The sequence below is a fragment of the Endozoicomonas sp. SESOKO4 genome, from assembly GCF_024606275.1.
This window is the reverse complement of record NZ_JAHHPS010000335.1, coordinates 1-1169: the sequence shown is the minus strand read 5'-3', so window position 1 is coordinate 1169 and position 1169 is coordinate 1. Positions and strand designations below refer to the sequence as shown.

Sequence of the window (1169 nt, the reverse complement as noted above, 5' to 3'; positions counted from 1 at the left end):
AGCATTTTGTGACGCCCTCGAAAAGGATTGGGCAGTTCAGGTTCAGCTAACTTACCGGCATACAAGAAATGAGTTGGCAGCGGGTTTGAGCCGACGAGTCCCATTGCAGGCAGCGACTTCCCGAACATTATTGTCACTAGCAGAAGCAGTGATCGGACTAGTGAGTAGAAAATGTTGTTATGTTGTGAGCGTCTCATAGATCCAGACTTAAAAAATCAGCGTCTGTGAATCGATTCGCTATTGGGCCAAATTCGTACGTCATCTGACATAAGGCTAAGGCTCATTAATTGATGTTTGCGTAAGACTGTATAGCACCGAACTGGCGAGCTTACCATGAATGGAATTGGCGAAAAGTTTGTTTTACTAAGCTTCCACCAGACGACAAAGGTCTTTTTAGAGAATACCCTCACACCCATCAAGTAACTCTAATTCCTGACAGCTCTGGTAAACATCATCAGCAATGTCTGATAATAAAGGGTCTCGCTTTTTTAACCGCTCTATTTTACTGCATGCCCGTTGCCTCCATTCTTCCAGTATGCGGTTATCGATATCGGTTTTGGCTTTTTTAAGGGCGGTAACGATGTGCATAAGCTTCATTTCATCTCCATACTCGTCCAGTAAGTTCAGTATTTCGGTGCCAAAAGCTTCTGTCTGGTTGAGCTTTAACCATAAACTGCCAAACGCCTGTTTTTCTCGTTTGTCGTCTGGCGGGTTAATGTTTTGTGGTTCCGGTTCACTCATCGAATCAAAGACGTCTGCCCCCCTGGATTGAACGTTATCCAGGTATTGGGACAGTGATTCTTTAATCTCATCCGGGCATTCTGTACCTGATGTTTCCATTCTATTTCTTATTCTGAAAAATAAAGATTCAGGCAGCCTCTCCTTATGATGTTCAAGCGATTTCCAGACGATTGGTTTGACGGCCATTCCATTTTTGATGATGTTAGCCAGAACATAAATGGGTAAAGGTTTGAAGGGGGTTGCTTCAACAGCACCTTTTTCCATGGGGTCTCTGGTTCCCGCCTGTCTGGCTTCGTATCTTTGGATGTATACCGGGTAATCCGGTCTTGAGCGCCTTTGCCAATCATCTGCTGTTAAATAATAGTGTTCAGATATATCAGTGATTTTCAAAAAAATCCTGAACTGCTCCTCTGACCAGTTGCTGATTT

The 1169-nt window shown here is 43.7% G+C and carries 2 protein-coding genes; both read right to left on the bottom strand.

All coding sequences use genetic code 11. From position 1 onward, the window contains the following. On the bottom strand, window positions 1–197 hold a 197-nt coding region (locus tag KDK16_RS06325; RefSeq protein WP_257275209.1), incomplete at its 3' end, for a hypothetical protein. Between the two features lie 196 nt (window positions 198–393). Continuing rightward, window positions 394–1169 (bottom strand): hypothetical protein (locus KDK16_RS06320; protein WP_257275207.1); only part of this gene is annotated, 776 nt, incomplete at its 5' end.